Below are 26339 nucleotides of genomic sequence, written 5' to 3'. Positions count from 1 at the left end.
TGGGCTGCGAAGCAGCCCCTAAACCTGAGCACTCACTAGGCCTGGATAAACACGTTGACTTTATTGGGGCCGCTTCGCGCCCCAACGCGGGGCAAGCCCGCTCGCCACAGGAAGCCCGCTCGCCACAATAAGCCGTGCAATAAAAGGATACGCAACTCAACGCGGCTATTTCGCCTGCGCTGCTAGCGTGAAAACTTCTTATCCATGCGAAGGAGCAACGGATTGCCTCGTCAGCCAAACTCTCACCTGCTACGTCGTGGTCGCTATTCAGAAACCGGTCGAGCCTATCTGATCACTGCTGTCGTGCATCAACGCCATCCATTGTTTCGCGACTTTCGCCTGGGCCGCTTATTAGTCGCGGAATTCAAGAGAGTTCATGATTCAGGGCAGGTCAATTCGCTGGCGTGGGTGATCATGCCGGACCACTTTCATTGGTTGCTCGACCTCAATGGCCCGACGCTGCCTGATGTGATGCGCCAGACCAAATCGCGCAGCACCTTAAGCATCAACAACGCCCGTGGCAGTCGGGAGAAATTCTGGCAGCGTGGCTACCACGACCGGGCGGTACGGGCTGAAGACGATATTCGGAAAATGGCGCGCTATATCGTCGCCAACCCCTTGCGAGCAGGATTGGTGGAGCGCATTGGCGATTACCCACTGTGGGATGCTGTCTGGTTATGACCGTTTGTGGCGAGCGGGCTTCCTGTGGCGAGCGGGCTTGCCCCGCGTTGGGCTGCGAAGCAGCCCCAATAAAGGCACCGCGTTTATCCAGGCACAATGAGTGGTCAGGTTTAGGGGCCGCTTCGCGCCCCAACGCGGGGCAAGCCCGCTCGCCACAGGAAGCCTGCTCACCTCAACAGGCCCCTTGCCACAGGAGCCTAGTCGTGAAGGGCCTTTGCGGCAGGCAGCAAACTCTGAAACTTGCGATAACGCGCGTCCAACACCGGCTGTTGCGTCAGGTCAGGCTTGTATCGGGCTTTGACCGGCATCCCCGCCGCCAGCAACTCCGCACCCTGCCCCAGCGCCACAAACCCCAACTTCGCCGCGCCAATACACGCGCTCAATTCACTGCCGTGCAAAGTGAAGATTTCCCGCTGCAGGATATTCGCCAGCAACTGCGCCCAATACTCACTGCGTGCACCACCGCCCACCAGGGCACAGGCTCCCACATCGGCGCCGGTCGATTGCACCGCACGCAACGCATCGAGCAAACCGAAACCCACCCCTTCCATCACCGCGTAACCGAGCATCGCCGGTGTGCAGTCGTGGCCCAGGTTCATGAAGCCGCCGCGCAGTAGAGGATCATTATGAGGGGTGCGTTCGCCTGCGAGGTACGGCAAAAACAACGGCGTTTCCAAAGGCACTGGCTGGCCGATAGGCAGCTGCACCTGGACCTGATTCAACAACGTCTGCTCATCCGCCATACCCGTCAGCCGTGTGACCCAGCGCAAACAACTGGCGCCGGCGAGCATCGCGCCCATGGTGTACCAGCGGTTGGGCAGTGCATGGCAGAAGCTGTGTACCGCACTGGCGGGGTTGCCGGCCGCGTGATCGGTGATCGCAACAATCGCCGCGCTGGTGCCAAGGGTGATAAAGCCATCACCGGCGTTGATCGCGCCGATACCCACAGCGGCCACCGGATTGTCGCCGCCACCGCCGGCTATCACCACGTCAGACGACAAACCCACCCCAGTCGCGGTTAAAAAAGCGCTCGCCGCACCACCCTCCACCAACCTGGGCAGTTGCCCAGGGGCGAGGCCCGTAGCGCGAACCATCGGACTAAACCATTCCCGCCGCGCCACATCCAGCCACAACGTACCCGCCGCGTCGGACATCTCGCTGATGCGCTCACCGCTCAAACGCAAGCGCAGGTAATCCTTGGGCGACAGCACGCAATCAATCGCCTGGAACACCTCGGGTTCGTGCCGTTGCAGCCACAGTAGTTTCGGCGCGGTCAGCCCAGCCATGGGCAGGCTGCCGGTGACGTCGGCGAAGCCGGGGCCCAAGTGTTCGGCCTCGGCCACGGCACGGGAGTCGTCCCACAGGATCGCCGGGTACAACACGCGGTTATCCGCCCCCAGCAACACCGCGCCGTGCATCTGCCCCGACAGGCCGATACAGGCCACGCGTGTAAACGCCTCGTGTCCGCGCAGTTGCTCCAACGCCTGCACGCAGGCTTGCCACCAGTCTTGCGGCGCTTGTTCAGACCAGCCGCTGTGCCGGCGCGACACGCTCAAGCGCACGCCGGCATGGGCCAGCACCGCGCCCGTGGCGTCCATCAGGATGGCTTTGAGTTCCGATGTGCCCAGGTCAATGCCCAGGGAAACAGGACTGTTCATGCGTGTGTGATTCCAATCAATGACAGCCACAGGAGTTACGTAACTGCAGGGTCGGCGCGAGGCGCACGCTCTGGGGCGGTGCGTCGGGCGACGCCATACGTTGCAGCAACAGGTCAACCGCGCGGGCGCCGAGGGCCTTGACCGGCTGTGCGATCAGGCTCAGGCGCGGCACGAAAAAATCCGCCCAGTCAAAATCATCAAAGCCCACCAGGGCCATTTGTCTCGGCACGTCGAGCTGCGCGTCACGCAAGGCGTGCATCGCGCCGAGGGTCATGAGGTTATTGCCGGCCATGATCGCCGTGGGTGGCGAAGCCAGGCCCAGCAACTGCACCGTAGCCTGGCGCGCAGGCTCGGTGTTGGAGCCACCGTTGACCAGCAACTGCGGATCGAAGGCCAGCCCCGCCGCGTGCAACGCCGCGCGGTAACCCGCCACCCGCTCATCCGTGGTACTGAACCCCGTGCGCCCGGCAATAAAGCCGATGCGACGGTGCCCGTGCCCGACCAGGTGTTCAATCAGCGCCTGGGTGGCCTGGGCATTCTCCACTCCGACCTGATCAAACTGCTCACTCATCATGCGGTCCACCAGCACCGCTGGAATCTCGTTGGCGCGCAGGTACTCCAGGGCCATCGAACCGTTCGACGGCGCCAGCACAATACCGTCGACCCGCCGATGGTGCAGCGCCGTGACCACCCGCAGCTCCTGCTCCGGGTCGTCATGGGTATCGACAAACAGCATCATGTAACCGTGCTTGGCGCACTCGGTTTCAATCGCGTGCACCGTCTCGCTGAAGTAATGGTTGGACAGCGCCGAGATCGCCACGCCAATCGTGTTGGTACTCGACCGCGCCAGCGAGCGCGCCAGGGTGTTGGGGATATACCCCAGCGCCTGGATCGCCCGCTGTACCGCCAGCACCGTGGCCGGGCTGACCTTGCGGGTGCCGTTCAACACGTGTGACACGGTCGACGTCGACACCCCCGCCCTGCTTGCCACGTCATCCATGGTCACCACGACGCTGTTCCTCTCACACTATCAATGTTTACTCGACCAGCCGCTGTACGTACCGACGTTGTCGCGGGTGATCAATTTTGGCGTGAGCAGGGTAACCGCTTCGGCCGGGGCTTTGTCGTTGAGCAGGTCATTGCCGACATTCACCGCCGTCTGCGCCATGGTCCACGGGTCCTGGCTGGCGGATGCCTGGATCTGGGTATCGGTCTTCAGCGCGTTCTCGATGTCCGGCGCGCCGTCCACCGAGGTGATGATGATGCCGCTGCGTTTGAGCTGCTTGGCCGCCAGGTCGCTGCCGATGGCTTGCGGGTCGTTGATCGCAAACAGGCCGTCGATTTTCGGGAAGCGCGTGAGGTAACCCTGCATCACGTTCAGGCCGCCTTCGCGGGAGCCTTTGCCGTCCTGGTCGTCGGACAGCACCTTGATATCCGGCGCGCCGGCCAATGCGGCTTTACAGCCTTTGACGCGGTCGGTCACGGCGGTGACTTGCGGGCCGTTCTGGATAATCACGTTGCCCTTGCCGGAAAGCTTGTCCACCAGGTATTGGCAGGCCAGCTTGCCGGCTTCGACGTTGTCGGTCTGCACGGTGGCATTCACGCCCTTGGCGTCCACATCCACCGCGACCACGACGATGCCGGCATCGCGGGCTTTCTTGATTGCCGAGGCCATGGCCGAAGGGTCAACGGCGTTGATCAGGATCAGGTCGACCTTGGACGAGATAAAGTTGTCGATCTGCGAGAACTGCTTGCTCAAGTCATAGTCGGCGGACACCGAGGTGACCTTGACGTTGGGGTTCAGCTCCTTGGCCCGGGCCGTGGCGCCATCGGCCAGGGTCACGAAATACGGGTTGCCGAGCGAGCCCATGCTGATACCCAGGGCCTTGAGTTCGCGGGCCTCTACGGCTTGGGACATCAGGGCAGCCAAGGCGACGACGGGAAAGATGCGTTTAAGGTTCATGCGGGTCTCTCTTGTGATTGTTATGGGAGTGAAATCAGGTCCGCGCACCGGACTGGCGATAGCGATCCAGCGCGACCGCGCCGATGATCACAATGCCCTTGATGATGTATTGCCAGATGTCCGATACCCCCAGCAGCACCAGGCCGTTGGTGAGCACCGCGATGATCAGCGCACCGATCAGCGTGCCGCCGATGGTGCCGACGCCGCCGGTAAAACTGGTACCGCCGAGGATCACCGCGGCAATCGCATCCAGCTCATAGGATTGCCCCAGTTGCAGGCCGTTGGCGGCGAACAGGCGCGAGGCGCTCATCACCGCGCCCAGCCCGGCCAAGGCGCCGGACATGGCGTAGACGAACAGCAGCACCTTCCACACCTTGATCCCGGAGAGTCGCGCCGCTTCGGGGTTGCCACCCACCGAATAGATCTGCACGCCCATCACCGTGCGGCGCAGGATGAACCACGACAGCGCCACCACCGCCACGGCGATCACCACCAGCCAGGGCACGCCGAGGATCGAGTCGTTGCCGATAAAGGCAAACGGCAGGTCGGGGTTGAACACGGTCTTGTCATCGGCCAGCAAGCGCGCCAGGCCGCGCATGGCGGTGAGTGCGCCGAGGGTGACGATAAACGGCGGCAGGCGCATGAACGCAATCAACCCACCGTTGACTAGGCCCAGCAGCAGGCCGAAGCCAATACCGGCAGCAATCCCGAACATGCCGAACTGCGGCGACATCGATGCCTGCAACGCCACCACGGCCGACGCCGCCAGGATCGCCCCCACCGACAGGTCGATACCCGCCGTGAGGATCACAAAGGTCATGCCCGCCGCCAGCACCACATTGACCGAGGCCTGTTGGGTGATGATCGACAGGTTCTGCATGGTCAGGAAGTTCTCACTGGCCAGGGCGAAGCCCACCAGCAGCAATATCAGCACCGGCAACATGCCGACCGTGCGCATCAGTTCGCGGGCACGTTCTGCCTTGCCTGTTGTAGCAATCATCGAATCAGCCATGGGCAACCACCTGATCGCCACCGGTGGCGAGGTCAATAATACGTTCCTGGGAGATGACGTGACCGGAGGCCCCGCCGACTTCGGCCACCAACTGGCCTTCGCGCATGATCAGCACCCGGTCGCAGGTGCCGATGATTTCCGGCAGCTCGCTGGAGATCACCACGATGCCCACGCCGGCCTGCGCCAGTTGATTGATGATGCGGTAGATCTCGGATTTGGAGCCGATGTCCACGCCGCGTGTGGGTTCGTCGAGGATCAGCACATGGGGCTTGACCTCCAGCAGCCGCGCCAGCAAGACCTTCTGCTGGTTGCCGCCGGACAATGCGCCGACATTGACCTTGCCCGACGCCACGCGAATCGACAGTGACTTGATTGCTTCATTGGCACGTTTCAAGCCATGGCCACGGTCGAGCACACCGCCGGCGCGGGCATCCGGCACACAGGCGCAGACGTTGATGTTGTCGGCCACGCTCATGTCCAGGAACAGGCCCTGGGCCTTGCGGTCTTCGGTGAGGTAGACCACGCCGGCACGAATCGCATCCGCCGGGTTGCGCAGTTGGGTCACGGTCTTGCCCACCACTTCCAGGGTGCCGCTGGTGCGCGGGTCGGCGGCGAAGATCAGCCGCGCCAGCTCGGTGCGCCCTGCCCCGACCAGTCCGGCGATGCCCAGCACTTCGCCGGCATGCAGGTCAAAACTGCAATTGCGCACGCGCTTGCCATCGGCCATGTCACGCACGCGCATCACCACCGCACCAGGGTCGTAGGCGGCATGTTCCTTCTTGTAGAAGCCGGACAGATCGCGGCCGACCATCATTTTCACGAGGACTTCGGCCGACAGCGCCTCGCGGCTCAGCTCGCCGATGTATTGGCCGTCGCGCAGCACCGAGACACGGTCCGACAGTTCATAGATCTCGGCCATGCGATGACTGATGTAGATGATCGCCAGGCCCTGGCTGCGCAGCTGCTTGATCAGCGCAAACAGGCGGTCGGTCTCGCGGGACGATAACGGCGTGGTCGGTTCGTCCATCACCAGGATCCTGGCGTGGGCGTGCAAGGCGCGGGCGATTTCCACCAACTGGCGCTCGGCAATCGACAGGCTGCTGACCTGGGTGGCCGGAGTGAATTCGGCGCCCAGGCGTTGCAGGACTTCGACGCAGCCGGCTTGCATGCCCTTGCGGTCGATGGTCCAGCCACGGCGCAGTTCGCGGCCCAGGTAAATGTTCTCGGCCACGCTCAGGTTCGGGCACAGGCTCAATTCCTGGTAGATCACGGCGATGCCGAGGGCTTTGGCGGTGGCGGGTGTAAAGGTGGCGACGGGCTGGCCGGCCATGCGGATTTCACCGCCGGGATCGGCCTGGTAAGCGCCGGAGAGGATTTTCATCAGGGTCGATTTGCCGGCGCCATTCTCCCCCATCAAGGCGTGGATTTCGCCGGGGTAGACCTTCAGGCCGACATTCTTGAGCACGCGCAAACCGTTGAAGGTTTTGCTGATGCCCTGCATCTCAAGCAAGGGTTCAAGGCTCATCAATGAGCTCCTGGTTTTATTATTTTTGTCGTTCAGCCCTCTTTGATCAGAGCCGATTGCCACCGACTCTAATCAGATACATTTACTTACGCAAGCGCTTGCGTAGTCCGTTTGTCGCTAGAAGAAACGTTTCATCAAGCGCAAAAAATGCAATTTTTAGATTTCTAACGTTTTGGCAGCATGCGTACCAGGGTGTTGTCGCGTACCCAGTAATGGTGGAACAGCCCAGCGGCGGCATGCAGGCCGATCAACCAATAGCCGGCGCTGCCCAGCCACTCATGCCAGTGCTTGAATTGCTTGGCCAGGTCGGGGTCCACCGCCACCAGCGACGGCAAGGCAAACTCGAAATACGGCAAGGGCTTGCCTGCGGCGTTGAGCATCAGCCAGGCCAACAGCGGCGTCACGATCATCAAGCCATACAGGGCCAGGTGCATCAGGTGCGCCACGGCGGTCTGCCAGGCGGGTGGGCGTGGCAGGATCGCCGGGCTTGGCGCCAGGCGTCCCAGCAGGCGCAGCCAGACCAGCAGGAAAATGCCGATGCCGAACAGTGCGTGGCCGCCGAGGAAAACGCCCTTCAATGCATGGCCGCGAGGCAGCAGGCCTTTGATTTCAATGCAGGCGTACACGCCGACAAACAGCGCCAGCATCAGCCAGTGCAGGGTCATCGACAGCTTCGTGTAGCGCTGTGTCGCCAGATCTTCAATCATGGAAAGAGCCTTGTGCAGGTGGTGGCCGCAAGCAGCCGTGGGAAGACCGCGCCACGCTGCCCGCGAAGTCTTAAGGCAGTCTGAAGATCGGCAAAAATATCCTTTTGCCACCTTCAGACTTCGTTAAGAAATGCCTCCGATACTCCTCCCAACTTCACTGGGGAGGCGTAACGCCAATGCCCGATATCGATTGGAACATTCCCTTGCCGCTGCTGTTCGGCCCAGACGACAGTGCACCGATGTGCCTGTCCCGCGCCCTGCCCCAAGACCCGCAGCGGCCCGTCTTCGAGGCCTTCATCCAACAGCGTTTTCGTATTGCCCACGGCGCGGATATTCGCCACTTCATGCCACAGCTGTTTGGCGTCAGCCAGGCCAGCGGCGAGCTGTGCGCGGTTGCCGGTGTGCGCCTGGCGCGTGCCGAGCCGTTGTTCCTGGAGCGTTACCTGGACCACTCCATCGATCCGCTGATCAGTGCCGCCGCCGGACAAGCGGTGGAGCGCGGCGCCATCGCCGAAGTCGGCAACCTCGCCGCCAGCGACACCGGCAGTGCGCGCCTGAGCATCATCGCGATTACCTGGCTTCTCGCTATGGGTGGTCTGGAGTGGGTGGCATTCACCGGCAATATCGGCCTGGTCAACAGCTTCCACCGCCTAGGCTTGAAGCCCGTCACCCTGTGCGCGGCCGACCCGCAGCGCTTGGGCGATGAGCGCCATCACTGGGGCAGTTACTACGAAAGCCAACCGTGGGTGCATGTCGGCAATATCCGCGCCGGGTTCATCCATTTGCGCAACATGGGCCTGTTCTCACGCCTGGGGTTGCCCACCACCCTCGAGGACGCCAGCCATGTCGCCTGAAACCCGCCGCTTCCACGCCGTACTGCGCGGCCATGCCGAACGCAACGACGGCGCCATCGCCCTGTGGGGCGACAGCTTGAAAATGGATTACACCCAGATGTTCGCCGAAGTTGCGTATCGGCAGGAGCGCTTGCGCGACGAAGGCGTCAAGGTGGTCGCCCTGGCCCTGGACAATGGCATCGAGGCCATGCTGTGGGATTTGGCGGTGCTGTTCGAAGGCTTGACCTGCCTGACCCTGCCGCCATTCTTCAGCCCGGCCCAACGTGCTCATTGCCTGGAGCAAAGCCACGCCGAACGGGTGATCGCCGAGCCCCATCTGCAGGATGAGTTACTCGCCAACGGCTATCACCCGTCCGGTGAATTCTGGTGCCGCACCTTTGAAGGCCGCCCTTCGATACCCGCCGGCACCGCCAAGGTGACGTTCACCTCCGGCACCACCGGCGCGCCCAAAGGTGTGTGCCTGAGCGCCGACAGCCTGATGCGGGTGGCTCGCGAGTTGTACCAGGCCAGCCACAGCAGCGACCCACGCCACCACCTGGCGCTGTTGCCCATCGCGATCTTGCTGGAAAACCTCGGTTGCTACGCCGCGCTGTACGCCGGCGCCACCTTGAGTTTGCCCAGCCAGAAGAGCCTGGGCATCCAGGGCGCCAGCGCGGTGGACGCCGCACAATTGCTCGGCTGCCTGGCGGCCCGTCAGCCCCACAGCCTGATCCTGGTGCCGCAATTGCTGTTGATGCTGGTGATCGCCGCCGAACAAAAGGCCTTCAGCCCCCAAGGCCTGCGCTTTGCCGCCGTCGGCGGTGCGCGCGTTTCCAAGGCCTTGCTGCAACGTGCGCACCAGTTGGGGATGTCGGTGTACGAAGGTTACGGGCTGTCGGAATGCGCCTCGGTGGTGTGCCTCAATCGTCCCGAGGCACAACGCCCAGGCAGTGTGGGGCGACCGCTGCCCCACGTGGAAATCCGTCTGGCCGAAGACGGTGAGGTGCTGATCAAGGGCTCGACGTTGCTCGGCTATCTGGGCCAGCCCGACCAGCCCGAGCAATGGTGGCCCAGCGGCGATCTCGGCGCCTTTGACGAGGACGGTTTTCTCTACCTCAAGGGCCGCAAAAAGCATCAGTTCGTCACCAGTTACGGGCGCAACGTCAACCCGGATTGGGTCGAGGCCGAGCTGACCCAGGGCGGTGTGATCGCCCAGGCGTTCGTCTATGGCGAGGCCCTGCCGCACAACCACGCCCTGCTCTGGCCCCACCGCCCCGACTGCACCGACGCGCAACTGGCCGCCGCCGTGGCCGAGGCCAACAGCGGCCTGCCCGACTACGCCCAGGTGCATCGCTGGACGCGCCTGACACAACCCTTCACCGCCGCCAATGGCTTACTCACCGCCAATGGCCGGCCACGGCGCGACGCGATTGTCGCCCGTTATCAATCCCATTTTGCCCCTTCATTCAACGAGGAAACCTCATCGTGAATTTTTTCGACACGCTGCAAGAAGCCACCCAACACGAACGCCAGGCGCTGTTCAACCTGCCGATCATCCGCGACGCCCTGGAGGGCAAGGTCAGCCTGGACAGCTATCGCGCGTTCCTGGCCCAGGCCTACTATCACGTCCGCCATACCGTGCCGTTGATGATGGCCTGCGGTGCACGCCTGCCTTCGCGCCTGGAATGGCTGCGCAAGGCGGTCTGCGAGTACATCGAGGATGAATACGGCCACGAGCAGTGGATACTCGATGACATTGCTGCCTGTGGCGGCGACAAGGAGGCCGTGCGTGACGGGCGCCCCGGTTTGCCTATCGAGCTGATGGTCAGCTACCTCTACGACCTGATCGCCCGTGACAACCCGGTCGGCCTGTTCGGCATGGTCAATGTGCTGGAAGGCACCAGCATCGCCCTGGCCACCCACGCGGCCGGCAGCATCCGTGAGCGCCTGCAACTGCCGGAAACTGCATTCAGCTACCTGAGTTCCCATGGGGCCCTGGACATCGGCCACATGGAAACCTACCGGGGCTTGATGAACAGCCTGGACGACCCCGACGACCAGGCCGCCGTGATTCGCGCCTCCAAGGTCGTGTACGCGCTCTACACCGACATGTTCCGCAGCCTGCCGCGTATCGGGGAGACACCCCATGCGCCTGTCTGAAACGCGTGTGGTGCTGACCGGCGCCAGCGGTGGTATCGGCCAGGCGATCGCCACCGCCCTGTGTGCCAGTGGTGCGCGGGTGCTGGCCGTGGCCCGTCACCGCGCACCGCTGGAGGATTTGCTTGAGCGCTACCCGGAGCAACTCTGCTGGGTCGGTGCCGACCTGACCTTCCTCGCCGACCGCCGTAAGGTGCTGGCCGCCGCCGAAGCCATCGGCGGCATCAACCTGCTGATCAACGCCGCCGGCATCAATCACTTCGCCATGCTTGAGCAACTCGAAGACAACGACATCAACGGCATGCTGGCGCTCAACATTACCGCGCCGATCTGCCTGACCAGGTTGCTGCTGCCGCTGCTCAAGCAGGCACCGAGCGCCATGGTGGTGAATGTCGGTTCCACTTATGGCTCCATCGGGTACCCCGGCTATGCCACCTACTGCGCCAGCAAGTTTGCCTTGCGCGGGTTTTCCGAAGCGCTGCGTCGGGAGCTGGCCGACACCCGCGTCGGCGTGCTGTATGTGGCGCCGCGCGCGACCCGCACCCCAATGAACAGTCCGGCGGCGCAGGCCTTGAACGATGCACTCAAATCCAACGTCGACGACCCGCACACCGTGGCGTCCGCGGTGATCCAGGCCATCGCCAACGAGCGTCGCGATCTGTACCTGGGCTGGCCGGAGCGCTTCTTTGTGCGCCTCAACAGCCTGCTGCCGAACCTGATCGACCGCAGCTTACGTAAACAACTGCCGCTGGTACGCCGCTTGAGCGACAAACCTGAGAATAAGGACCCGAAGCCATGAAACAACTCTTTACCGCGCTGCTGCTCACCGCCCTGAGCCCCTTCACCTGGGCGATGGACGCCGTCGACCAACAACGCCTGAACGACATCCAGACACGCTGGGCGCACATCCAATACAACCTGCCCGAGGAACAGCGCCCCCAGGCCTTTGAAAAACTCGCCACCCAGGCCACGGCCTTCACCCACGACCGCCCCCAAGCCGCCGAAGCGTGGATCTGGTCCGGGATCGTCACCAGCAGTTGGGCCGGCGCCCAGGGCGGGCTCGGCGCGTTAAGCAAGGTCAAGGCCGCCAGGGTCGACCTGGAAAAAGCGCTGGCCCTGGACCCCAAGGCCCTGCAAGGTTCGGCCTATACCAGCCTGGCGGCCCTGTACGACCGCGTCCCGGGCTGGCCAATCGGCTTTGGTGATGCGGATAAGGCTGAACAGTTACTCAAACAGGCCTTGCAACTGAACCCTACGGGCATTGATAGTCTGTACTTCTGGGGTGACCATCTGTACCGGCAAAAACGCTATGGCGAAGCCCGTGATGCCCTGCAAAAAGCCCTGCAGGCCGCACCACGGCCGGGCCGGGAAACCGCCGATGCCGGACGGCGCAAAGAGATCGAAAGCGTGCTGGCCGACATCAACAAAAAACTCAACTGACAACACTCTACTGACAAGGAGTCTGCGTGCGCCTTTTACTGATCGAGGATGACGTGGCATTGGGCGAAGGCATTCACCAGGCGCTGGTGCGTGAGGGCTACACCGTCGACTGGCTGCAGGATGGCAGCAGTGCCTTGCATGCGCTGCTGAGCGAAACCTTTGACGCGGCGGTGCTCGACCTCGGCCTGCCCCGCATGGACGGTTTGGAGGTGCTGCGGCGCCTGCGTGACAGCGGCTCCAACCTGCCGGTGCTGATCCTCACCGCACGGGATGCCACCGAAGACCGCATCGCCGGGCTGGACGCCGGCGCCGACGATTACCTGATCAAGCCCTTCGACCTGGCCGAACTCAAGGCACGCCTGCGTGCCCTGCTGCGCCGCAGCGCCGGCCGGGCACGGGTCATGATCGAACACGCGGGCATCTGCCTGGACCCGAGCACGCAGCAGGTCAGTTACCACGGCGCACCGGTGCTGCTCACCCCCAAGGAGTATCAACTGCTGCACGAATTGCTGTCGCCGCCGGGCCGCGTGATGACCCGCGACCAACTGATGCAGCTGCTCTACGGCTGGAACGAAGAGGCCGAAAGTAACACCCTGGAAGTGCATATCCATCACTTGCGCAAGAAGTTCTCCAGCGAGCTGATCCGCACCGTACGCGGCGTGGGCTACCTGGTGGAGGAGCACCAGTGACCTCGATTCGGCGCCGCACCCTGAGCCTGATTATCGGCCTGCTGCTCACCGGGCTGCTGGTGATCAGCGTGCTCAACCTGCATGACAGCAATCACGAAATCGCCGAAGTCTACGATGCACAGTTGGCGCAGAACGCCCGCCTGCTCCAGGGCGTCATGAGCATGCCGCTGGCCAGCCAGGACCAAGCCGATCTGTATCGCGCCTTCAACAAAGCCTTGGGCAACGCCATGCCCAAGGTGGATGGGCACCCCTACGAAAGCAAGATCGCCTTCCAGGTGTGGAACCCACAGGGCGAGCTGCTGGTGTTTACCGCCAGCGCCCCTTCATTCGCCACGCCCCCCGCACAGCCGGGGTACAGCAATATCGACGACGTCAATGGCCACCAATGGCGTGGCTTCGTGCTCAAGGACAAGGACAACGGCCTGCGGATCTGGGTCGGCGAGCGTGATGACGTGCGCTCCGACCTGGTCCAGCGCATCGTGCGGCATACCCTGTGGCCGAACGTGCTGGGCAGCCTGATCCTCGCCGCCATGGTCTGGTTGGCCATCGGCTGGGGGCTCAAGCCCCTGGCCGATATGGCCGCCACTTTGCGTGCACGGCATTCCGGCTCACTGGAGCCGATGCAACTGACGCCCTTGCCCATGGAGCTGGAGCCGATGCAGGCGGCGTTGAACCGCCTGCTCGCGCAGATCCAGGAGATGCTCGGCCGCGAGCGGCGCTTTATCGCCGACGCCGCCCACGAAATGCGCACGCCCCTGGCGGTATTGCGGGTGCACGCGCAAAACCTGCTGGAAGCCGGCACCGAGACCGAACGGCGCGAGTCCCTGGCCTTCCTGATCAGCGGTGTCGACCGCACCAGCCGCCTGGTCAACCAATTGCTGACCATGGCACGCCTGGAACCCAGTGCCGGGCTACCAGCCGTGCAGGCTATCGACCTGGCGACCACGGTGCGTGAAACGCTGATTCAACTGACACCCTGGCTGCTGAGCAAAGGTCTTGAGCTGGTGTTCGATGTCGACGATGCCCAGTACCGCGTCACGACCGATGCCGGCGCGATCAATATCGCCCTGACCAACCTGGTGACCAACGCGGCGAACTTTTCCCCGGAGCACGGGGTGATCACGGTGGGGTTGCGCAAAACCGCCAACCGTTTCGCCCTGACCGTCGACGACCAGGGGCCTGGCATCGACGAAAATCAACGGGAGCGTCTGTTCGAGCGTTTCTACAGCCGTGGCAATGCCCAGGGCGCAGGCCTGGGCCTGACCATCGTGCAAACCATCGCCCAACGCCTGGGCGGCCAGGTACGCGTGGAAAACCTGGCGTCCGGCGGCCTGCGGGCGAGCCTGGACATTCCGCAGTGATCGGCCCTGCGGCTATCAAGGCGTAATCGCGACTTTCATCACCCCATCGCGCTGATCATTGGCACGTTTCAAGCCATGGCCACGGTCGAGCACACCACCGGCGAGGGCTCCGGCACACAGGCGCAGACGTTGACGCTGGGGTAGACCTTCAGGCCGACATTCTTGAGCACGCGTAAACCGTTGAAGGTTTTGCTGATGCCCTGCACCTCAAGCAAGGGTTCAAGGCTCATGGCTGAGCTCTTGGTTTTATTATTTTTGTGGTTGAGCGAGCCCGACTCTAATCCAGATACATTTTCATACGCAGCGCTTGCTTAGGCATTTTTGTCATTGAAGAAACGTTTCACCAAGCTGTTTAGTGAAATGTAGAGGGTCGCAGGATGGATTTGGTTACAACCCCATGCCCCGAGGGTAAGGGGCAAAGACAGACGATCTGACTAGAATGTGCGCCCCTCATTCACGCGGAAAAAATCGAAGACCATGCCCCTTTCCAGCGCCGTCGTTTATATCTGGTTTCCCGTATTTGCTGAGCACAGGAAAAACGTCGGCCACGCCGCCTTGTACATCGGCGACCCAAATATCGGAAAAAACATAGAGCGCAATTACTCCAAGTATGAAAATAGAGAGGCACGGCAGGCCGACAGGGAGGCGATCGAGCATTTCAATACCAACTACGTGAGTTGGTGGCCAGAAGAGAGTGGAGCGCAGTTGTTAGGCAAGCAGCCGCAAGGACGCAACCTGTTCCTGGAGTCAGACATAAGCGACGAAGGAAGCCCTCCCCATCTGGTCTATACCGTTTCCGGGCTGGACGTGGCGAACATGCGGGCCGAATGGTTCAAAATCAGGAACAAAACCAACGCCCACTTCGTTTTTTTCCGCAAAAACTGCTCCACCATCGTTTTGCGGATACTCAAGGCGGGCGGAGCCCTAAACAACTTACCCACTGCCAAGCACCTATGGTTTTCCAACAACCTTTACGTCACCCCGAAAAACATCGCGCAAATTTGCAACGAATTGCGCAATGCCAACCTGGCCGTTAAGACCCGAAACAGCCATTGCCCAGAAAAAGAATTCATATTCGGACTGCGCTGAGGTGCGTAAGCGCTGGCGCGGGTCGTTTATCTCTGCTAGGGCGATCAACTGACCAGCGCACCCAACCACATCGCGGCGGTCAGCAACACCTGCCCGGCGATCACATAGGCCGCAAATCGGCGGCCACCGCTGACCCAGGCCACCAGGCACTTGCTCAGCGAGTTGCAACTGATCGCCAGCAACACCGGGATCGGTGCGGCGTGGAGCGCGAGCTGGCCGCTGGTGACCAGGGCGGCAATCGATGCGGTGGTGGCGTGAGCGTCGGCGAAACCGCTCAGGGTGGCCGTTACCATCACCCCCACCTGGCCGAAGTAATAAAGCATCACGGACGATAGGAAGGTGATGCCGGTCAGGGTCAGAACCATGATCAGTGCCAGCTTGAGGTCGAACGCGCCTCCCACGCGGATGGCCTGGCCGGCCGGCGCCGGTGGCACGCGAAGCATGAGACATCCCCCATACAACGCAGTGGTGGCAAACCCGGCGAGTAATGGCCACATCATCTGCGACAGCAGCGCCGGCTCCACGGTACCGAGGATCAGTACGGCCTGGGCCACCGTGGCGATATTCGAGAGAATCGCCGCCGCTGCGAGCGTGCGCAGATGCTCCGGTTCCTTGGCGACAAGGTTGCCCATGGCGGCAATGGTCACCGTACTGGAAGCGAAGCCCGAGGCCACGGCGCCGATGACGTAACCATAGCGGGGCCCCAGCATACGTACCGCCACGTGCCCCACCGCCCCTACCGCCATCAACAGCACGGTCAAGGTGCAGATGGTGCGCAGGTTCACCCCGCCATAAGAGCCGATGAAACGATCCGGCGCCAGCGGCAGGACCACCAGCGCCACAATCAGCAATAGCAGGCCGTCGCGCATTTCTGCTTCGGTCAATTGGCTGCGGGCAAAGTTGTGCAGCTTGTCGCGATAGGCCAACAGGCCAACCATGACCACGCCGATTGCCGTGGCCAACTCGGGCCTGACCCCGCACAGGGCGCCCAGCACCAATACCGTGAGCAACGCGACTTCACTGGTGATTCCCGGGTCTTCGTCCTGGCTCTTCCAATAAGCGGTACTGACAATCATCGCCAGGCAACCGGCGACCAACCCGAGCAGCAGCGCACCGCCGACTTGCTGCGTGACGTAGCCCAGCAACGCCGTGATTGAATAGGTGCGTAAACCGGCAAAGGCACGACGCTCACCCTGCCCCTTGCTGCGCTCGCGCTCAAGCCCCACCAGCATGCCGATGCCCAGCGCGGCGGCGGCTCCGGCGATTCCAAGGGAAGCAGTCATCCGTACCTGCCGGCGCGGACCAATGCCGACGCTGCCTTCACGGGGTAATCGCGACTTTCATGACGCCGTCGCGCTGATGGGCGAACAGTTCATAGGCCGCCTCGATGTCGTCGAGCTGAAAACGGTGCGTCACCAGCGGCGACAAGTCCACCCGGCCACTGGCAACCACGGCCATCAAGCGGCGCATGCGTTCCTTGCCGCCGGGACACAGGGTCGACACGATGCTGTAGTCCCCCAGGCCGGCGCCAAACGCGTCATACGGGATATGCAGGTCACTGGAGTACACGCCCAGGCTGGACAAGCGTCCACCAGGGCGCAGCACGCGCAATGCCGATTCGAAGGTACCCTGGGTGCCCAGGGCTTCGATGGCCACATCCACCCCGCGCCCATCCGTCAGGCCCATGATCTGCTCGACCACATTGCCTTTCTTGAAATCAACGATATGGGTAGCCCCCAGGCCCCGGGCGACATTCATGCGTTCGCTGAGCCCGTCGACGCCAATGATCATCGAAGCGCCTTTAAGCCGTGCGCCCGCCACCGCGCAGAGGCCGATCGGCCCGAGGGCGAACACCGCCACCGTATCGCCAATGCTCACCTCGCCCCGCTCGGCGCCGGAAAAGCCGGTGGACATGATGTCCGGGCACATCAGTACCTGTTCATCACTCAAGCCATCGGGGATCGGGCACAGGTTGGCCAGCGCATCGGGAACCAGCACGTAGTCGGCCTGGCAGCCGTCAAGGGTATTGCCGAATTTCCAGCCTCCGGCTGCGCGAAAACCGTGGCGCGTATCGGGGCCGTCCTGGGAGCCGCAGCCACACAGGCAGGCAAAGCTCTGCCCGCTGGGGGTAATGGCCCCGGCAATCACCCGCTGCCCCTCGAAGAAACCGCGTACCTGGGAACCCAACCGCTCAATAATGCCCACCGGTTCATGGCCCACGGTCAGCCCCTTGGCCACCGGATACTCACCGCGCAGGATATGCACGTCGGTGCCGCAAATTGTCGTGGTGGTGATCCGCACCAGGGCGTCCAGCGGGCCGACTTCCGGGATGGGTTTGTCGTCGAGGACGATACGGTTTTTTTCAACGAAGACAGCTGCTCTCATGGTTGCCATGGTGTGACCTCCTGCGCCAGATGAATCCTGAATGCCCCCAGACTGCGCCGCGCAGACACCGTATAAGTTGATCATGATCAACTATCGCCGGATTGTTTGACGCGCCTGACCGAGCGTCGCTTGCCAGTCCCCGGTTCAAGGCAATTTGATGCAGGTCAACTCGGCCTCGGCGCCCGGGGCCATGATCAACAGCAGGTATCAACGCAGATGCTATCTGCTGCCAATGGTCACCCAAGGGAGAATCCCCATGTCTGCTCAAACCCGTTTCCTGCTGCTGGTCTCGCCGCTGATGGAACGCAGCCCGGCGTTCGACCGGGCGGCCGCCCTGGCAAAAGCCGAAGGCGCTGCCCTGCACATCCTGGCTTTCGATTATCTGGAAGGCCTGGCCACGGCCGGGCTGGTGAATGAGCAGGCGCTGGAACAGATGCGCCTTGGCTACGTGGAACGCCATCAGCAGTGGCTGGAAGCGCAGGCCGTGCCTTTGCGCAAACGGGGGCTGACGGTCACCACCGAAGTGGCCTGGGTGGAACGCCCGCTGCAAGAGCTGCTGGTTCGCCTGCGGGAAGAGCCGATGGCGGTGGTCATCAAGGCTCTGGAACATGAGTCCTTGCTGTCACGGCTGATGTTTACACCGCTGGACGTGCACTTGATACGCGAATGCCCGGTGCCGCTGCATTTTGTCAGCGCTGCGCAGCACGCCTTGCCGCGCAAGATCATCGCGGCCGTCGACCCGTTTCATCACGACCCGAGCTATGACGACCTCAACGACCGCATCCTGCACGAAGCCGTCAAGCTGGCCACGGCATGCGATGCGCAGGTAGACGTGCTTTATGCCCATGACCTGTCGGACCTGAGCGCCCAGGAGTACGGGTTGGGCAGCGGCGCCGGTTTCTTCTCCTCGACGGCCGCCAAGCGGCTGTTCGACGAACAGGGCCAGGCCTTCAACGAGCTGGCGGCGCGCAACGGCATCCCGCCGGCACAGCGTCATATGATCCTGGGCGACCCGGCGAAGGTGCTGTCCAGTTATGCCGATGCCTACAACGTCGATGTGATCGTCATGGGCCGGGTCGGTCATCGCGGCCTGTCGCGACTGCTGGGTAGTACAGCTGAATCGCTGTTGTACAAGATGCCATGCAGTGTATGGATGGTTAAACCGCAAATGCTGGATTGAAATATCATGGGTGGCCACCCTCGCTGCCGTAATTGCAGCGAGGCAGATACTTGAATGTAGTCAGTTATTTTCCCGTGCCAAACTTGCAGCTATCTTTTCCTGACATTTAGATGTCTAGTGAATGGATTATTAGGTGTGCAAGAGGCATTGGGCATGAAAGCAACACCTGTTCTTGTACAAGTCCAACATTTAAAAACAGCCTGTGCCAATTGCAGTGTTTTAGAATTGTGCTTGCCCATCGGCCTGACAGAATCCGAAGTGGTCCGCCTGGACACGCTGATTCCCCAACGGCTCAAAGTCAAAAAAGGCTCCTCGCTGTATCGCACCGCAGATCCCCTGCGCTCGCTGTACGCGGTGCGTACCGGTTTTTTCAAGACCTGCATAGTGTCCATGGACGGCCGCGAACAAGTCACCGGGTTTCAAATGTCCGGGGAAATGCTCGGCCTGGACGCTATCAGCGCCGACAAACATGCCTGCCATGCCATTGCCCTGGAAGACAGCGAAGTGTGCCCGCTTCACTTCAGTCAGCTGGAGCGATTGGCCAGTCAAATACCGTCGCTGCAACATAACTTGAATAAAATCATGAGCCGCGAAATTGTACGTGAGCACGGCATGTTATTGCAGATGGGCAATATGAACGCCGACGAACGACTGTCGGCATTTTTATTGAATATATCGTTACGCATGAGTACGCGTGGTTATTCACCGCGAACTTTTGTATTGCGCATGCGGCGCGAAGAGATCGGCTCATACTTGGGGCTGAGACTGGAAACGGTGTGCCGCAGTATTGCGCAGTTGCGCAAACAGGGCCTGGTGCACGTCAGTGGGCGCAACGTCGAGATCCTCGACATGCCGAAACTCAAGTCATTCATAGCCGGCTGCCATTGGCAGGGGCCCGAGTAACAGCGCTGCATCTGATCCAAATCAGCTTTGCCTGCCACCAATGGCGTACAACCGAGTCAACCGGGCGCTGCTTCACGCCCCACCTCGGAGGTTCACCATGCCAACCATCACAGAGCAAAACCGGCAAGCCGCAGGCGTCTACGCGGCAACTGCGCACGAACACTGGATCGACGAACTTAATGACGGTCGCCATGTGCTGGTGCGTCCGCTGACGGCCGAGGACCGGCAGCGTGAATACAATTTCATCAAGAGCTTGTCCCGTGAGTCGCGGCACGCGCGCTTCCTGGGCGAAATCAACGAGCCCGGCAAGCCCCTGATGGATCAATTGATGGATGTCGATAACCAGCAACGCCTGGCCTTCATCGCCCTGGTGCACGACAACGGCCAACTGATCGAGATCGGCGTGGCGCGCTATGCCGCGGCCACGGCGGATGAATGCGAATGCGCCGTCACCGTGGCCGATACCTGGCAGCACCTGGGCCTGGGGCGCATTTTGATGCAGCACCTGATGACCGCAGCGCGCGCCAATGGCTTCAGGCGCATGTACACCGTTGACAAGGCGACCAACGCCCCGCTGCGTGACCTGACCCATGCCCTGGGATTCCATAGCGTCATCGACCCGGATGACAGCACCCAGGTCATCAGCAGCGTCGCGCTCTAAGCGGCACTGCACGCTGACAGGGCGGTCCGCCGCCCTTTGCCGGCGTACATTCGTTTGAGTGTATTCGTACCGCGCCGTGGGCGGTATCTGCTATTGTCCGGGGACCTCATCTCCTCCTCATCGCGTCCACGCGATTTTCTGTGAGCATGCTCTGCGGCCCTGTCGTCGACACGGTCGGGCCTGATCTGCCTGGAAACACCGCCATGGACAAACCCGCTACTGGATCCCCGCCCGAAGCCCAATCGCGGGCCGAAAAAATCGTCGAATTCAAACGCCAGAAAACCCTGCTGAAAACCGGTGCCCTGCAAGACGCGATCTTCAACAGCGCCTACTTCTCCAGCATCGCTACCGATGAAAAAGGTGTGATCCAGATCTTCAATGTCGGCGCAGAACGCATGCTCGGGTATGCCGCCGACGACGTCCTCAACCGCATCACCCCCGCCGACATTTCCGACCCCGCCGAACTGATCACCCGCGCCGCCGCCCTCAGCCAGGAACTCGACACACCGATCACGCCAGGCTTCGAAGCCCTGGTGTTCAAGGCCTCCCGCGGCATCGAAGATATTTACGAGCTGACCTATATCCGCAAGGACGGCAGCCGCCTGTCGGCCATGGTCTCGGTGACGGCGCTGCGCAACCGGCATGACACCATCATCGGCTACCTGTTGATCGGCACCGACAACACCGCGCGCAAACAGGAAGAAGCCGAGCGCAAAGGCTTTGAGCGCGCGCTGGAGGAAAAGAACCTGGAGCTGGAACATGCCAGCCATATGAAGTCCGAATTCCTTGCCACCATGTCCCACGAACTGCGCACGCCACTGAATGCGGTGATCGGTTTTTCCGAAGCGTTGAAGGACGGGCTGGTGGGCGACATGAGCGAGATCCAGCGCGAGTACATCGGCGACATCTTCACCAGCGGCCAGCACTTGCTGTCGCTGATCAACGACATCCTCGACCTGTCCAAGGTCGAAGCCGGGATGATGGACCTGGAACTGGAGGCCGTGGAGCTCGCAGGGTTGCTTGCCAACAGCCTGTTGATCGTGCGCGAAAAAGCCGCGCTGCAACGCATCCAGTTGAAGCTCGAAAGCCAGGGCGACTTCGGCACGCTGGCGCTGGACCTGCGCAAGACCAAGCAGATCATCTACAACCTGCTGGCCAATGCGGTGAAGTTCAGCGAACACGGCAGTTCCGTGACCCTGGCGGTGCGCCAGGTGGCCCGCGAACAGGTCGGGCGCGTGCCAGGCGACTGGCCGATGCACGGGTTCGCCCTGCAACCCAGCGCTCACCAGCAGTTTCTCGAATTGAGCGTCAGCAACACCGGCATCGGTATCGCCGAGGACGACATGGGCAAGTTGTTCAAGGCCTTCAGCCAGATCGACAGCAGCCTGGCGCGCAAATTCGAAGGCACCGGGCTGGGCCTGGCGATGGTCAAGCAACTGGCCGATCTGCACGAGGGCAGTGTCGCGGTGGCCAGCCGTGAAGGCCTGGGCGCTCGGTTTGTGGTGTGGCTGCCGCTCCATCGGGCCACGGAGGCTGCATGGCCCACATCCTGATTGTCGAAGACAACGAGGCCAATATGCGCCTGGCCCGGCTGCTGCTGGTCAACGCCGGCCACACGGTGGTGTGGGCCGCCGACGCCGAAAGCGGCCTGACCCTGGCCCGTGAAGCCCAACCGGCGTTGATCCTGATGGACATCCAGCTGCCGGGCATGGATGGCCTCGCCGCTACCGCGCTACTCAAGCAGGACCCGCACACCGCACATATCCCGGTGATTGCCCTCACCGCGATGGCCATGAAGGAAGACCGTGAAAAGACCCGGTTGGCCGGTTGCGATGCCTACATCAGCAAGCCGTTGCGCTACAAAGAGCTGTACCAAGTGATCGACACGCTGCTGCAACACACCACCATCTCACCCCTCAGATGAGTCCTCTCCATGGCCAGCCAACCCGCAACGCTGTTGATCGTTGATGACGAACCCCAGGTTCGCAAGCTGCTGGAGACCCTGTTGCAACACGAGGGCTACCAGACCCTGAGTGCCGGCAGTGGCGAAGAAGCCTTGCAACTGGTGGCCAAGCAGCCACCTGACCTGATCCTGCTGGACATCATGATGCCGGGCATGGACGGCTATGAAGTGGCCAGCCAGCTCAAGGGCAACCTGGCCACGGCGAGCATTCCGATCATCATGCTGTCGGCCCTCAGTGAATCGAGCGCACGGGTGACCGGGCTGGAAACCGGCGCAGAGGAGTTCATCAGCAAACCGGTGGAGCGCGTGGAGTTATGGCTGCGGGTGCGTAACCTGCTGCGGCTCAAGGCCCATGGCGATCAGTTGATGCGCCATAGCCAGTTGCTTGAACAACAGTTGCAACAGCACACCAGCGATAACGCACGAATGAACGTGCACGACCTGGCCCGCCAGGACCTCGAACAGGCACTGCGCCAAGCGGTTGAGCGCGGTGAGTTCACCCTGCATTACCAACCCAAGGTGGAGCTGTCCAGCGGCGGGATCTGCGCCCTCGAAGCCCTGCTGCGCTGGGAGCGGCCCGGCTATGGCGCGGTATCCCCGGCGGTGTTCGTGCCCATCTTGGAGAGCCTGGGCCTGATCGTGATGGTGGGCCGTTGGGTGATCGACAGCGTGTGCCGACAGATTGCGGCGTGGCAGCGCAGTGAAATCGGAGCCATCGAGGTGTCGGTGAACGTCTCCGGCCATCAGTTGATCGAGGGCGACCTGATTGCCGATATCGCGCACATCCTCGAACAGACCGGGGTGCAATCGCACTGGCTGGAAGTGGAGCTGACCGAAGGCTCGCTGATGGAAAACACCCAGCACACCATCGCCAGCCTGCAGCGCCTGCGCGCCATGGGAGTAAAAATCTCCATCGATGACTTCGGCACCGGCTATTCAAGCCTGGCCTACTTGCGCCGCTTCCCCATCGATACGCTGAAGATCGACATTGCGTTCATCCGCGAAGTCACCAGCAACCCCCAGGATGCGGCGATCACCCGCACCATTATCGAATTGGCCCACAGCCTGAACCTGCGGGTGGTGGCCGAGGGCGTGGAAACCCAGGCGCAACTGGCGTTTTTGAAACAGGCCGGCTGTGATCAGATCCAGGGCTATCTGTTCAGCCGGCCGTTATCCGCAGCAGCGCTGGAGCGCTTGTTGTTGGAGCGGTGAGCGTCGGCGGGAGGTGCATACCTAATAAATGAGTTTTCATTCCAAGCGCCGTTCATGCCCGTAGCAGCTGCCGAGCCTTGGCGAGGCTGCGTTTGCGGTGTGTCAGGTGCGCCGCCGACGCAGCCTCGCCAAGCCTCGGCAGCTGCTACGGGGGGATCAATCGGGCTTTTCTGTATTGCCCACATCCGCTGCGTCGTCCAGCTCGTGGAGCGGCACTTGTGCATCATCCATCAGCGAGCCCGGATCTTCATTGCCCGGATCGTTGAGTTCTTCTTCCAGTTCTTTAGACATGACCGTTTCCTCTAACCACCTTGGGTATCGATATCGGCATCGGTTTCAGGCTTGGGCTCGCGCTCGGGCTTGAAGTCTGGACTGTAGTCGTTTTCCTTGGCCTTGGGGTCAGCGGCAGGTTTCGGGTCTTTGGGCGCATCGGCCGCCGTGCCTGGGGCCGGTTCGCCTCCGTCAATCGCCGGATCGTTACGGTCGCTGACTTGGGGATCGTTGTCTGTGCTCATGGGTCACCTCTGTTGAAAAACGCAACCTGCGTAAAGCTAAGGTCCCGCGCAGAGGCATGAAGTTCAAATTGCTTAAGAGCCTGGGTTATCGACCTGGATGTAAAACGCGTAGGCGGCAAGCAGCACCCAGAACACCATGAACAGCCACGGCGCGCGCATGGAGAACAGCAAGGATTTGCGGTAGCCCTTGTGTGACGACTCCATCTCGGAAAACAACGGCGACTCATCGTAGGCCATGCCCATCACCGGCTCGCTGCGTAGCAGTTCGCTCTGTTTGAAGTGCCAGTGATCAATGATGTCATAGGCCGCGCGGATGCCGGGCCAGGCGTTCAGGGAACTGAGAATCCCCAGCGCCGCAAGGAATGTCGGCACCACCAGGGTAAACAATTTGCCCCACTCGGGGTTGAGGTTGCCCATGCCGGAGACAAAGGCGATCACCAGGAACGACTGCGCCGTGAGGTAGGCGTCGGTGCGGTTGGCCAGGATCGAGGTTTCGTACTGGATTTCGCGACGGTAGAAGTCGAGGCGATCCTTGGGCGAGCCGAAGATCTTGGCGTTGTGCTCGCTGTGGTCGGTCAGGTTCGCTTCCGGGGTGTCGGGTGAAATGATTCTGGGCACATCCGTGCTCCGTGCTGGGCTGAGACCTATTAGAAGAATCGGGCTGGGGCGAAGTTCAAGTTTGTTCGCGCACCATCGCGGTGCGCAATCCGCGCCTTTATGGTGAGCAGCCTTGTCATCTCAGGCTGGTTTTTGTCGCGAACCCGCTCGCCACAAGGGCAAATCAGTGCTGTATGCCCATTCCGGCACACGCATTGCTTTATCCATTCATCTGCCCGAATACAGGAACATTCGTTACCCCCCGACCCAGAGCCGACCCCATAAGAAAGTAAGGACCAGGCCCGGTGGCACCATCAGCCACGGGCTCATAAAAAAATGCGTTTTTTAAAGCGGCAGTGCCACCCAAGGCTATCCTCGGCACTGACAAGGTACTGGAATGGCTCGATCTTTCTTTGACGAAATGAATGACGCAAACGGCGTGTGCCGTGCGCACTATCAGGACTTCTCCCGCTGGCTGGCCAACACGCCGCCGGAACTGCTGGCCCAGCGTCGCCGCGAAGCCGATTTGCTGTTCCATCGCGCCGGGATCACCTTCACCCTCTATGGCGACGAGCAAGACACCGAGCGCCTGATCCCCTTCGACATCATCCCCCGCAGCATCCCCGCCAGTGAATGGAGCGTGATCGAACGTGGCTGTATCCAGCGCGTCAATGCGCTGAACATGTTCCTCGCCGACATCTACCACGACCAGCGCATCATCAAGGCCGGGATCATTCCGGCGGACCAGGTGCTGGGCAACGAGGGTTATCAGAAGGCCATGGTCGGCCTCGACCTGCACCGCGATATTTATTCGCATATTTCCGGGGTGGACCTGGTACGCGACGGCGACGGCACCTACTACGTGCTTGAAGACAACCTGCGTACCCCCAGCGGCGTGAGCTACATGCTCGAAGACCGCAAGATGATGATGCGCCTGTTCCCCGAAGTGTTCGCCAAGCAACGCATCGCCCCGGTGGACCACTACCCCAACCTGCTGCTCAAGACCCTCAAAAGTTCCAGCCGCCTGGACAACCCCAATGTGGTGGTGCTGACGCCTGGGCGCTTCAACAGCGCGTTCTTTGAACATGCGTTCCTGGCGCGGGAAATGGGCGTGGAACTGGTGGAAGGTGCCGACCTGTTCGTGCACGACCTCAAGGTCTTCATGCGCACCACCGACGGTCCCAAGGCCGTGGACGTGATCTACCGGCGCATCGACGATGCATTCCTCGACCCGCAGGCGTTCAACCCCGACTCGATGCTCGGCGTGCCGGGGCTGGTCGCGGCCTACTGCGCCGGCAATGTGGTGCTGGCCAACGCCATCGGCACCGGCGTGGCCGACGATAAATCGATCTATCCCTATGTGCCGGCGATGATCAAGTTTTACCTGGATGAAGAGCCGATCCTGCAAAACGTGCCGACTTTCCAGTGTCGCAAGCCGGATGAACTGTCCCACGTGCTGGCCAACCTGGCCGAATTGGTGGTCAAGGAAACCCAAGGCTCCGGCGGCTACGGCATGCTGGTCGGCCCCGCGTCCACCGCCGCCGAGATCGAGGACTTCCGCCAACGCATCAAGGCCCGCCCCCATGCCTATATCGCCCAACCGACCCTGAGCCTGTCCACCTGCCCCACCTTTGTCGAAAACGGCATCGCCCCTCGGCATATCGACCTGCGACCCTTTGTGCTCTCGGGCAAGGAAACCCGCCTGGTGCCCGGCGGCCTGACGCGGGTGGCATTGCGTGAGGGCTCGTTGATCGTCAACTCGTCGCAAGGCGGCGGAACCAAGGACACCTGGGTGGTGGAGGGCTGAG

Annotated in this window: 28 protein-coding genes; 16 read left to right on the top strand and 12 right to left on the bottom strand. The window is 61.9% G+C overall.

Going from position 1 to position 26339, the window contains the following annotated elements:
- Positions 1 to 222 precede the first annotated feature (222 nt).
- Entirely contained in the window at positions 223 to 681 is a 459-nt protein-coding gene (locus FIV39_RS10155) for an REP-associated tyrosine transposase (protein ID WP_090404231.1), read from the top strand.
- Between the two features lie 197 nt (positions 682 to 878).
- Here FIV39_RS10155 and xylB read toward each other — a convergent pair whose 3' ends face one another.
- The 6 genes from xylB to FIV39_RS10120 form a co-directional block, all read right to left on the bottom strand.
- Positions 879 to 2339: a xylulokinase gene (xylB, locus tag FIV39_RS10145; protein ID WP_090404233.1), complete on the bottom strand. Its 1461-nt coding sequence runs from the start codon at positions 2337 to 2339 to the stop codon at positions 879 to 881.
- 16 nt (positions 2340 to 2355) lie between these two features.
- Positions 2356 to 3348, bottom strand: coding sequence for a LacI family DNA-binding transcriptional regulator (locus tag FIV39_RS10140; RefSeq protein ID WP_090404235.1), 993 nt, complete (start codon positions 3346 to 3348; stop codon positions 2356 to 2358).
- 21 nt (positions 3349 to 3369) lie between these two features.
- On the bottom strand, positions 3370 to 4302 hold the full coding sequence (locus FIV39_RS10135; protein ID WP_090404237.1) for an ABC transporter substrate-binding protein: 933 nt from the start codon (positions 4300 to 4302) through the stop codon (positions 3370 to 3372).
- Between the two features lie 34 nt (positions 4303 to 4336).
- Positions 4337 to 5314, bottom strand: coding sequence for an ABC transporter permease subunit (locus tag FIV39_RS10130; protein WP_027605811.1), 978 nt, complete (start codon positions 5312 to 5314; stop codon positions 4337 to 4339).
- A complete protein-coding gene (locus FIV39_RS10125; RefSeq protein WP_090404239.1) occupies positions 5307 to 6839 on the bottom strand; it encodes a sugar ABC transporter ATP-binding protein in 1533 nt (510 codons plus the stop codon). Before FIV39_RS10125 ends, FIV39_RS10130 begins: the two co-directional genes overlap by 8 nt.
- 164 nt (positions 6840 to 7003) lie before the next feature.
- Positions 7004 to 7546 (bottom strand): cytochrome b, encoded by a 543-nt coding sequence (locus FIV39_RS10120; RefSeq protein ID WP_090404242.1) that lies wholly within the window; start codon positions 7544 to 7546, stop codon positions 7004 to 7006.
- Positions 7547 to 7722: 176 nt separating this feature from the next.
- Between FIV39_RS10120 and FIV39_RS10115 the strand changes: the two genes are divergently transcribed.
- The 7 genes from FIV39_RS10115 to FIV39_RS10085 are packed head-to-tail and all read left to right on the top strand — an operon-like array spanning position 7723 to position 14026.
- Entirely contained in the window at positions 7723 to 8400 is a 678-nt protein-coding gene (locus FIV39_RS10115; RefSeq protein WP_090404244.1) for a thermostable hemolysin, read from the top strand.
- Positions 8390 to 9868 (top strand): AMP-binding protein, encoded by a 1479-nt coding sequence (locus tag FIV39_RS10110; protein ID WP_090404246.1) that lies wholly within the window; start codon positions 8390 to 8392, stop codon positions 9866 to 9868. The genes FIV39_RS10115 and FIV39_RS10110 overlap by 11 nt, the downstream gene beginning before the upstream one ends.
- A complete protein-coding gene (locus FIV39_RS10105; RefSeq protein ID WP_090404248.1) occupies positions 9865 to 10539 on the top strand; it encodes a TenA family transcriptional regulator in 675 nt (224 codons plus the stop codon). Before FIV39_RS10110 ends, FIV39_RS10105 begins: the two co-directional genes overlap by 4 nt.
- Complete coding sequence (locus FIV39_RS10100) at positions 10526 to 11335, top strand: SDR family oxidoreductase (protein ID WP_090404250.1); 810 nt, start codon at positions 10526 to 10528, stop codon at positions 11333 to 11335. Before FIV39_RS10105 ends, FIV39_RS10100 begins: the two co-directional genes overlap by 14 nt.
- Positions 11332 to 11976: a tetratricopeptide repeat protein gene (locus FIV39_RS10095; RefSeq protein WP_090404252.1), complete on the top strand. Its 645-nt coding sequence runs from the start codon at positions 11332 to 11334 to the stop codon at positions 11974 to 11976. Before FIV39_RS10100 ends, FIV39_RS10095 begins: the two co-directional genes overlap by 4 nt.
- Positions 11977 to 12002: 26 nt before the next feature.
- Positions 12003 to 12665, top strand: coding sequence for a response regulator (locus tag FIV39_RS10090; RefSeq protein ID WP_090404258.1), 663 nt, complete (start codon positions 12003 to 12005; stop codon positions 12663 to 12665).
- The gene (locus FIV39_RS10085) at positions 12662 to 14026 is read left to right on the top strand and encodes a sensor histidine kinase (protein ID WP_090404261.1); all 1365 of its coding nucleotides are present in this window, start codon (positions 12662 to 12664) and stop codon (positions 14024 to 14026) included. Before FIV39_RS10090 ends, FIV39_RS10085 begins: the two co-directional genes overlap by 4 nt.
- Positions 14027 to 14094: 68 nt before the next feature.
- On the opposite strand, the gene FIV39_RS32975 is transcribed toward FIV39_RS10085, so the two are convergent.
- Positions 14095 to 14256, bottom strand: a complete 162-nt coding sequence (locus FIV39_RS32975) for a hypothetical protein (RefSeq protein ID WP_159440126.1) — start codon at positions 14254 to 14256, stop codon at positions 14095 to 14097.
- 247 nt (positions 14257 to 14503) lie between these two features.
- Between FIV39_RS32975 and FIV39_RS10080 the strand changes: the two genes are divergently transcribed.
- Complete coding sequence (locus FIV39_RS10080; RefSeq protein WP_244176333.1) at positions 14504 to 15115, top strand: hypothetical protein; 612 nt, start codon at positions 14504 to 14506, stop codon at positions 15113 to 15115.
- Positions 15116 to 15159: 44 nt separating this feature from the next.
- On the opposite strand, the gene FIV39_RS10075 is transcribed toward FIV39_RS10080, so the two are convergent.
- Positions 15160 to 16398 (bottom strand): MgtC/SapB family protein, encoded by a 1239-nt coding sequence (locus FIV39_RS10075; RefSeq protein WP_090404262.1) that lies wholly within the window; start codon positions 16396 to 16398, stop codon positions 15160 to 15162.
- A gap of 37 nt (positions 16399 to 16435) precedes the next feature.
- Entirely contained in the window at positions 16436 to 17509 is a 1074-nt protein-coding gene (locus FIV39_RS10070) for an NAD(P)-dependent alcohol dehydrogenase (protein ID WP_090404264.1), read from the bottom strand.
- A 247-nt stretch (positions 17510 to 17756) separates the two neighbouring features.
- On the opposite strand from FIV39_RS10070, the gene FIV39_RS10065 reads away from it, so the two are divergent.
- The 6 genes from FIV39_RS10065 to FIV39_RS10040 all read left to right on the top strand — a co-directional run bounded on the left by FIV39_RS10065 (position 17757) and on the right by FIV39_RS10040 (position 23419).
- Positions 17757 to 18680 carry a universal stress protein gene (locus tag FIV39_RS10065; RefSeq protein WP_090404266.1) on the top strand — a complete coding sequence of 308 codons (924 nt, stop codon included), beginning with the start codon at positions 17757 to 17759 and terminating at the stop codon, positions 18678 to 18680.
- Between the two features lie 153 nt (positions 18681 to 18833).
- Positions 18834 to 19583, top strand: a complete 750-nt coding sequence (locus tag FIV39_RS10060) for a helix-turn-helix domain-containing protein (RefSeq protein ID WP_090404269.1) — start codon at positions 18834 to 18836, stop codon at positions 19581 to 19583.
- A gap of 97 nt (positions 19584 to 19680) precedes the next feature.
- Complete coding sequence (locus FIV39_RS10055) at positions 19681 to 20244, top strand: GNAT family N-acetyltransferase (protein WP_090404271.1); 564 nt, start codon at positions 19681 to 19683, stop codon at positions 20242 to 20244.
- A 203-nt stretch (positions 20245 to 20447) separates the two neighbouring features.
- Positions 20448 to 21797 carry a sensor histidine kinase gene (locus tag FIV39_RS10050; RefSeq protein WP_090404274.1) on the top strand — a complete coding sequence of 450 codons (1350 nt, stop codon included), beginning with the start codon at positions 20448 to 20450 and terminating at the stop codon, positions 21795 to 21797.
- On the top strand, positions 21782 to 22168 hold the full coding sequence (locus FIV39_RS10045) for a response regulator (protein ID WP_090404276.1): 387 nt from the start codon (positions 21782 to 21784) through the stop codon (positions 22166 to 22168). Before FIV39_RS10050 ends, FIV39_RS10045 begins: the two co-directional genes overlap by 16 nt.
- 9 nt (positions 22169 to 22177) lie before the next feature.
- Positions 22178 to 23419 carry an EAL domain-containing response regulator gene (locus FIV39_RS10040; protein ID WP_090404284.1) on the top strand — a complete coding sequence of 414 codons (1242 nt, stop codon included), beginning with the start codon at positions 22178 to 22180 and terminating at the stop codon, positions 23417 to 23419.
- A 156-nt stretch (positions 23420 to 23575) separates the two neighbouring features.
- Here FIV39_RS10040 and FIV39_RS33340 read toward each other — a convergent pair whose 3' ends face one another.
- From FIV39_RS33340 to FIV39_RS10030, 3 genes are all read right to left on the bottom strand, one after another.
- Positions 23576 to 23710 (bottom strand): hypothetical protein, encoded by a 135-nt coding sequence (locus FIV39_RS33340; RefSeq protein WP_261384637.1) that lies wholly within the window; start codon positions 23708 to 23710, stop codon positions 23576 to 23578.
- Between the two features lie 11 nt (positions 23711 to 23721).
- Positions 23722 to 23934: a hypothetical protein gene (locus FIV39_RS10035; RefSeq protein WP_090404287.1), complete on the bottom strand. Its 213-nt coding sequence runs from the start codon at positions 23932 to 23934 to the stop codon at positions 23722 to 23724.
- A gap of 72 nt (positions 23935 to 24006) precedes the next feature.
- Positions 24007 to 24552 carry a hypothetical protein gene (locus FIV39_RS10030; RefSeq protein ID WP_090404289.1) on the bottom strand — a complete coding sequence of 182 codons (546 nt, stop codon included), beginning with the start codon at positions 24550 to 24552 and terminating at the stop codon, positions 24007 to 24009.
- A gap of 376 nt (positions 24553 to 24928) precedes the next feature.
- Here FIV39_RS10030 and FIV39_RS10025 point away from each other — a divergent pair, with 376 nt between their 5' ends.
- A complete protein-coding gene (locus tag FIV39_RS10025; RefSeq protein ID WP_090404291.1) occupies positions 24929 to 26338 on the top strand; it encodes a circularly permuted type 2 ATP-grasp protein in 1410 nt (469 codons plus the stop codon).
- The last annotated feature ends 1 nt before the right edge of the window (position 26339 follow it).

This window comes from Pseudomonas grimontii (genome assembly GCF_007858185.1).
In the GTDB taxonomy this organism is placed as follows: Bacteria; Pseudomonadota; Gammaproteobacteria; order Pseudomonadales; family Pseudomonadaceae; genus Aquipseudomonas; species Aquipseudomonas grimontii.
The sequence above is the reverse complement of the archived record's forward strand: the minus strand, read 5'-3'. Positions and strand labels throughout refer to the sequence as shown.